Annotated in this window: 5 protein-coding genes; 3 read left to right on the forward strand and 2 right to left on the reverse strand. The window is 62.2% G+C overall.

Annotated elements, in window-relative coordinates; genetic code table 11:
- Nucleotides 1-527 (reverse strand): threonine ammonia-lyase (locus VGD20_RS03010; protein WP_331133029.1); only part of this gene is annotated, 527 nt, incomplete at its 3' end.
- A gap of 65 nt (nucleotides 528-592) precedes the next feature.
- Between VGD20_RS03010 and VGD20_RS03015 the strand changes: the two genes are divergently transcribed.
- Nucleotides 593-1801, forward strand: a complete 1209-nt coding sequence (locus tag VGD20_RS03015; RefSeq protein ID WP_331133030.1) for a saccharopine dehydrogenase family protein — start codon at nucleotides 593-595, stop codon at nucleotides 1799-1801.
- Between the two features lie 109 nt (nucleotides 1802-1910).
- On the opposite strand, the gene VGD20_RS03020 is transcribed toward VGD20_RS03015, so the two are convergent.
- A complete protein-coding gene (locus tag VGD20_RS03020) occupies nucleotides 1911-2108 on the reverse strand; it encodes a hypothetical protein (protein ID WP_331133031.1) in 198 nt (65 codons plus the stop codon).
- Nucleotides 2109-2209: 101 nt separating this feature from the next.
- Between VGD20_RS03020 and VGD20_RS03025 the strand changes: the two genes are divergently transcribed.
- Together VGD20_RS03025 and VGD20_RS03030 are read left to right on the forward strand one after the other, a co-directional pair.
- Complete coding sequence (locus VGD20_RS03025) at nucleotides 2210-2428, forward strand: hypothetical protein (RefSeq protein ID WP_331133032.1); 219 nt, start codon at nucleotides 2210-2212, stop codon at nucleotides 2426-2428.
- Nucleotides 2429-2767: 339 nt separating this feature from the next.
- Nucleotides 2768-6592, forward strand: a 3825-nt coding sequence (locus VGD20_RS03030; RefSeq protein ID WP_331133033.1) for an RHS repeat-associated core domain-containing protein, incomplete at its 3' end; no start/stop codon positions are given.

Genomic DNA, 6592 nt, shown 5'->3' on the forward strand with positions numbered 1-6592 from the left:
AGCTGCGCGCGGGCCTCGATCCCGGCACTGCCCTGCCCCTCGATAATCCACGGATCGCCATAAGCGTGGACGAGTGTCCCGCCGCGTTCGTCGAGCAGCTTCGCCGCCACCGCATCGCGCGATTCGGTGACCCTGTCGTAAAGAACGACGTCGGCACCGAGCGCGCGTGTCGCGGCGAGCTTCATCTGCGGCGCGTTGCTCGGCATTACGATCGTTGCGGCAATGCCCAACCGCCTCGCCGCCCAGGCGACGCCCTGCGCATGATTGCCGCTCGATACGCCGACCACGCCCGCCGCCGCCTGTTCGGGCGTCAGGTCGGTCAGGCGGTGCCACGCGCCGCGAATCTTGAAAGCGCCAACCGGCTGCAGGCATTCGGCCTTGCACCAGATCGTCGTGCCGCCGATGTCCAGCGGCAGCAACGGCGTCAGCGGCAGCAGTTCGGCGACTTTGGCGGCGGCGCGTTCGACACCGGCCAGCGTCGGCGCGCGGTTGGGATTGAGGAGGGGATCGGGGCTTTGCTGTGTCATGGCTTCGTCCTATAGGGCCGGGCATACAAGACAAGCCGCATAGGTTGCCGGCAGGAGATTTTTCGATGAGCAAGGTTCTGGTGATCGGCGCAGGCGGCGTCGGTTCGGTCGCGGTGCACAAGATGGCGATGAACCCCGACATCTTTCCCGACATCACGCTGGCGAGCCGCCGCAAGTTCAAATGCGATGCGATCGCCGAATCGGTAAAGGAACGCACCGGGGTCACGATCGCCACAGCCGAGGTCGACGCCGACCATATCGACGCGACCGCCGCGCTGATCCGCTCGATCGGCGCGACGCACGTCGTGAACCTCGCGCTTCCCTATCAGGACCTCACGATTATGGAGGCGTGCCTGTCGACCGGCGCGCATTATCTCGACACCGCGAACTACGAACCGCGCGACGAGGCGAAGTTCGAATATCACTGGCAGTGGGCGTATCAGGACCGCTTCAAGGACGCTGGGCTGATGGCGCTGCTCGGCTCGGGCTTCGATCCCGGTGTGACGAGCGTCTTCACGACCTGGCTCAAAAAGCATCATTTCGACCGCATCGACACGCTCGACATCCTCGACTGCAACGGCGGCGATCACGGCCAGCATTTCGCGACCAACTTCAATCCCGAGATCAACATCCGCGAAGTCACCGCGGTCGCGCGCCACTGGGAAAATGGCGACTGGGTCGAAACCCCGCCGATGTCGGTGAAGCAGAAGTTCGACTTCGAAGCCGTCGGCGAAAAGACGATGTACCTCATGTATCATGAGGAGATCGAAAGCCTGAAGACGCACCTGCCCGAGATCAAGCGCATCCGTTTCTGGATGACCTTTGGCGAAGCCTATATCACGCACCTCACCGTGCTGCAGAATGTCGGCATGACGCGGATCGATCCCGTCATCTACGAAGGCCGCGAGATCGTCCCGCTGCAGTTCCTGAAAGCCGTGCTGCCCGAACCGTCGAGCCTCGGCGAGACGACCAGGGGCAAGACCAACATCGGCGTCATCGCGACCGGACTCGGCAAGGACGGCAAGGAAAAGACGCTCTATCTCTACAATATCTGCGATCACGAAGAGGCATTCGCCGAAACGGGCAACCAGGCGGTGAGCTACACCACCGGCGTTCCCGCGATGATCGGCGCCGCGATGATGGTGACCGGCACGTGGAGCGGTACCGGCGTATTCAACATGGAACAGATGGATCCCGATCCTTTCATGGACATGCTGAACAAGCATGGCCTGCCCTGGCAGGTGAAGGAACTGGACGGCCCGCTCGATTTCTGATCAACGCTTCCATCCCGAATTTCGTCAGTCCCGCGAACCCGAGGCCACCGGCATTATAGCACGGCTGGCATCGGGTTTCGGGCCTCATTGACGATGTCTGGAGTGGCGGTCAGCGAATATCCTTTGCGGCATCGAGTCGCATCTTCGAATATTCCAGCGCCTCAACCAGTCGCGCCGCCTTGCTCTTGCAGATTTCGGCCATGCCGGGATGCACATCGGGAACATTCTGTGGCGCCGCAGCAAGCCGCGTGGTGAGTTCCTCCCGCTCGCGCTCGAGTTCGGCCATACGCGCCAGATAAAATTGCAATTGACAACAATGTTCATATGATGACGATCTGCTCGATATCCTGTTGAAAACGGACGAGTCGCTGGTTGCCTGTCGGCACGGGCGATCAATGAGGGGATCGGATGATGCGGGTCGTTCTGGCGGGACTGGTGCTGCTCGGCGGAGCGCCGCATGTGGTCGCTGCGGAAACCATAACCTACAGCTACGATGCCAAAGGCCGACTGGTGAAGGTCGTGCGCACAGGCACGGTGAACAACAATGTCACCGTCGAATATACGCACGACAAAGCCGATAACCGAACGCGGCTGAAGACAACAAACTCCCCAAATCCGCCGCCCTGACCACCTCGGTCGAAGGACATGAAGTGAGAGCGAAGTCGGGGGGGAAGCTGTATGAAATCGAAGCGGGCAATCGATCGGGCCAGATATACACAGCTTTTCATCGGGACGATTTTAGCGAGCGGCATTGCGGTCCCGGCTTATGCGCAGGAAACGCCGGCGCCGCAGACGGAGGAAAGCAATCCTCCAGTTCGCACCTCCACACTCCAAGGCCTGCAGCTTGAAAGCGCGCCACCGGTTGCACCCTCGGCGATGCCGGACCCGCAGGAAGTCTCGGTCGGTCAGCCCCGTCAAAGCGCGCGGGTGGCGAAAGGCGCATCGGCCGCTCCGCCACCGGCCTTGATGGCGGGCGGTCCGATCGGTTCGGGGCCGAGTGTCCCGTCGCTTGCGCCGCCGTCCTTTCAGTCGGTCGACGCCAACGGGGTCGATACGCTGAGCGGCGCATTCAACATCCGCTCGCCAGGCCTGTCGATGGGCGAGGGTGCAGGCGCGCTGGAGTATGCGTTCAACTGGAACGGCAAGGCGTGGATCGCGCCTGTGCCGTCGATCTGGATGAGCGCGCCGGGCGATGGAAGCAGCTATACGGTGACCTTCGACGGCGAAACCGCGGTGTTCGCCGAGCTCGGCACACGGATCACGACGCCGCGGCCGGGCGACACCTATACGATCAGCCGCGGCACGGTGGTCCTCGAATTCCTGCAGATCAAGCCCAATGTCGGCGGCAAGCTGGTGTGCCATTATCCGATGGGCGAATATGGCAACCGCACGATCATGCCAGCCGAATGCCGCTTCATGTCGCGCGAGGGGAAGGCGATCTATTTTCTCTCGTCCGATTTCACCCGGATCGACGAGGACACCAATACTGTCGAGCGGGCCAGCGACGCCGCTTTCTATCGGGCGTACAGCAATATCTATATGTATCCCTATCTGAAGGCAGAACGCGACGGCAGCTACAGCACGGCCTATGTGCCGTCATCGGCGAGCAGCAGCTATGACGGCGGCTATATCGTGAACATGTCGTCCAACGGCTATTTCCTCTTCTCGCAGGATGAATTTTACGAGGCCTCGGTCAACTTCATCCTGGCCAATATGAGCTTCGGGCCGGTCAACCGGCCCCAGCTGACGCTGAACATATCGACCCCGGGGCTCTACGACGGGACACCGTCGACGATCGACTGGCGCACCGCCTCTTACCTCCGCCCGAAGAATGTCACCCAGACGATGACCGACCCGATCGGGCGGCAATGGAAATATACGTTCGACACGAACGGCAATATGACGAAGGTCGTGACGCCTGCGGGCCGGACATCGACGCTGACCTATGATAGCGAAAATCGCGTCCTCTCCTTTTCGAACGGGCTGGCGACGTGGCAATATGCCTATTCGGCGAGCAGTACGGCAGCAGCGTCGATCACGACGATCACCGACCCGGCAGGCGGCAAGCGCTATGTCCGCCGCTCCAAGAAGGGCGGTCCCGTGTCGTCGGCGACCGACGAGGTCGGACGCACGGTCACCTATGGCTATGACAGCATGGACCGGGTCACCTCGATCGCCTATCCCGAGGGAAACAACGCCGCCTACACCTACGACATTCGCGGCAACGTCACGCAGGCGACGCGCAATCCCAAACCATCGGTCGGCGGCACGGCGCTGACCACCACGGCGACGTTCAGCACCGATTGCGGCACGGGCTATCGCCCGGCGGTCGCCTGCTACCGCCCCTCGGCGCTTACCGACCCCAAGGGGAATGTCACCAATTACAGCTATGACATCTTCGCCCAGCCGACGGCGATCACCTCGCCCGCGGCGGCGCCGGGGGCGCCGCGGGCACAGACACGCTACACCTACGAGAAGAAGAAATATTTCTACAATTATGGCGGGACGCTCGGCGAATCGGTTGTGACGCCGCCGGTGCTGACCGCTACGTCCACCTGCCAGACGCTGGCGAGCTGCGCGGGGACGACCGATGAGGTAATCACGCAAATCGGCTATGCGAGCGCCTATACCGAACGCGAGGGTTATGAAGGAACGGGCACCGAAGGATCGGGAGCCAACAACACGCTGCCGATATCGGTGACGATCAAGACGGGGACGGGCACGATCCTGTCCGAGACGAAGCGAACCTATGATATCATCGGCAATGTCCTGACCGTCGACGGTCCCTTGGCCGGACCAGCCGACCGGGTCACCCGGCGTTACAATCTGGCGCGACAGGTGACGGGGATCATCGGACCCGATCCCGACGGCACGGGCCTGCGCCTGCCGGCCGCATCCCGGCCGACCTATAATCTCGACGGCCAGGTGACGCTGACTGAGACCGGCAATGTCGCCAGTGCGGCGGATAGTGCTTGGCCGGGGTTTGCGGCGCAGCGGAAGCAGGCGACGGCCTATGACACTGTGGGACGCAAGATAACCGAAGCCTCGGCGGGAACGGGAACGGTCGAGGCGGTGCAGCAGATCGGCTATGACAGCGTCGGTCGCCCACTTTGCGCAGCGATTCGGATGAACAAGGCGATCTATCCAAATATCGGGGCGGCGGGCGTACTTTCGGGCGGCAGTTTGCCAGCGTCGGCCTGCACAGGGGGGACGGCGGGAGGCTTCGGTCCCGACCGGGTCACGAAAACAATCTATGATCCAGCAGGGCGGGTGACTAAGACCCAAGCGGCGGTCGGCACGGTGAACGCGGCGGATGAAGTGACGAAGGCCTATACCGCCAATGGCCAGGCCGATTATGTGATCGATGCGGAGAATAATCGCACCGACTATAGCTATGACGGGTTCGACCGGCTGGTGAAGACCGAATATCCGGCGACCACCAAGGGCACAAACGCAGCCAATGCGTCGGACTATGAGCAGCTAACCTATGACGCGAATGGCAATGTGACGAACCGCCGCCTCCGTGACGGGACGAGCATCATCTACAGCTACGACAATCTGAACCGACAGACGAAGAAGGACCTGCCGGGAACCGAGCCCGACATCATCTATGCCTATGACTTGCTGAACCGCGCAACCGGGGTCACGCAAGGCACGCAGACGTTGGGGTTCACTCACGACCCACTGGGTCGCAACCTGACGCAGACGGGGCCGCTGGGGACGCTGAGCTACGGCTATGACGCGGCGGGCCGGCGGACAAGCATGGTGTATCCGGGTAGCGGGCTGACGCTGGCTTATGATTATGACGTCACCGGCAATGTTACGAAGATCCGGGAGAATGGGGCGACGACTGGGGTGGGGGTACTAGCTTCTTATGCCTATGATAATCTGGGCCGCCGGACGAGCGTGACGTTCGGCAACGGGAGCGTGCAGGGTTTTGCCTATGACGCGGTATCGCGGCTCCAGACGCTGACCAACAACCTCGGCGGCAGCGCGACGGTGCACGACCTGTCGCTGAGCTTCATATATAATCCGGCGGGGCAGATCGTGAGCGCGACGCGGAGCAACGACACCTATGCTTGGAAGGCGCACTATAATGTCGACCGCGCCTATGTCGCGGACGGACTCAACCGGTTCGCGAGCGCGGGCGGCACGCCGTTCGCTTACGACGCGCGTGGTAATCTCACCGGCGACGGGGCGAACGCCTACACCTACACCGCCGAGAATCTGCTGAAGTCCGGTCCCGGCGGTATGGCGCTGGCCTATGATCCGCTCGGGCGGCTCTACGAGACGGAGAAATCCCCCACCACGACGCGCCTGCAATATGACGGGGTCAACCTGATCGCGGAGTATAATGGGTCGAACGCGCTGCAGCGCCGTTATGTGCACGGCCCCGGCACCGACAACCCGATCGTCTGGTACGAAGGCAGCACGATCAGCACCGCAACGCGAAGGTTCCTGATAGCGGACGAACGCGGCAGCATCGTCAGCGTCACCGACAGCGCGGGGGCGACGGTCGGCGTCAACGCTTACGACGAATATGGGATCCCTGCGCCGGGGAATATCGGGCGGTTCGGCTACACCGGGCAGGCTTGGGTGCCCGAAGTGGGCCTGTGGTATTACAAGGCGCGGATCTACTCACCGACCTTAGGGCGGTTCTTGCAGACCGATCCCATCGGTTACACCGACGGCATGAACTGGTACAGCTATGTCAAAAGCGACCCGGTCAATCTGGCCGATCCAACAGGGCTCAGAGTGGTGTGCGTCGGACTTGAGGGCTACCCAACGAAC

The organism is Sphingopyxis sp., assembly GCF_036402335.1.
GTDB lineage: Bacteria > Pseudomonadota > Alphaproteobacteria > Sphingomonadales > Sphingomonadaceae > Sphingopyxis.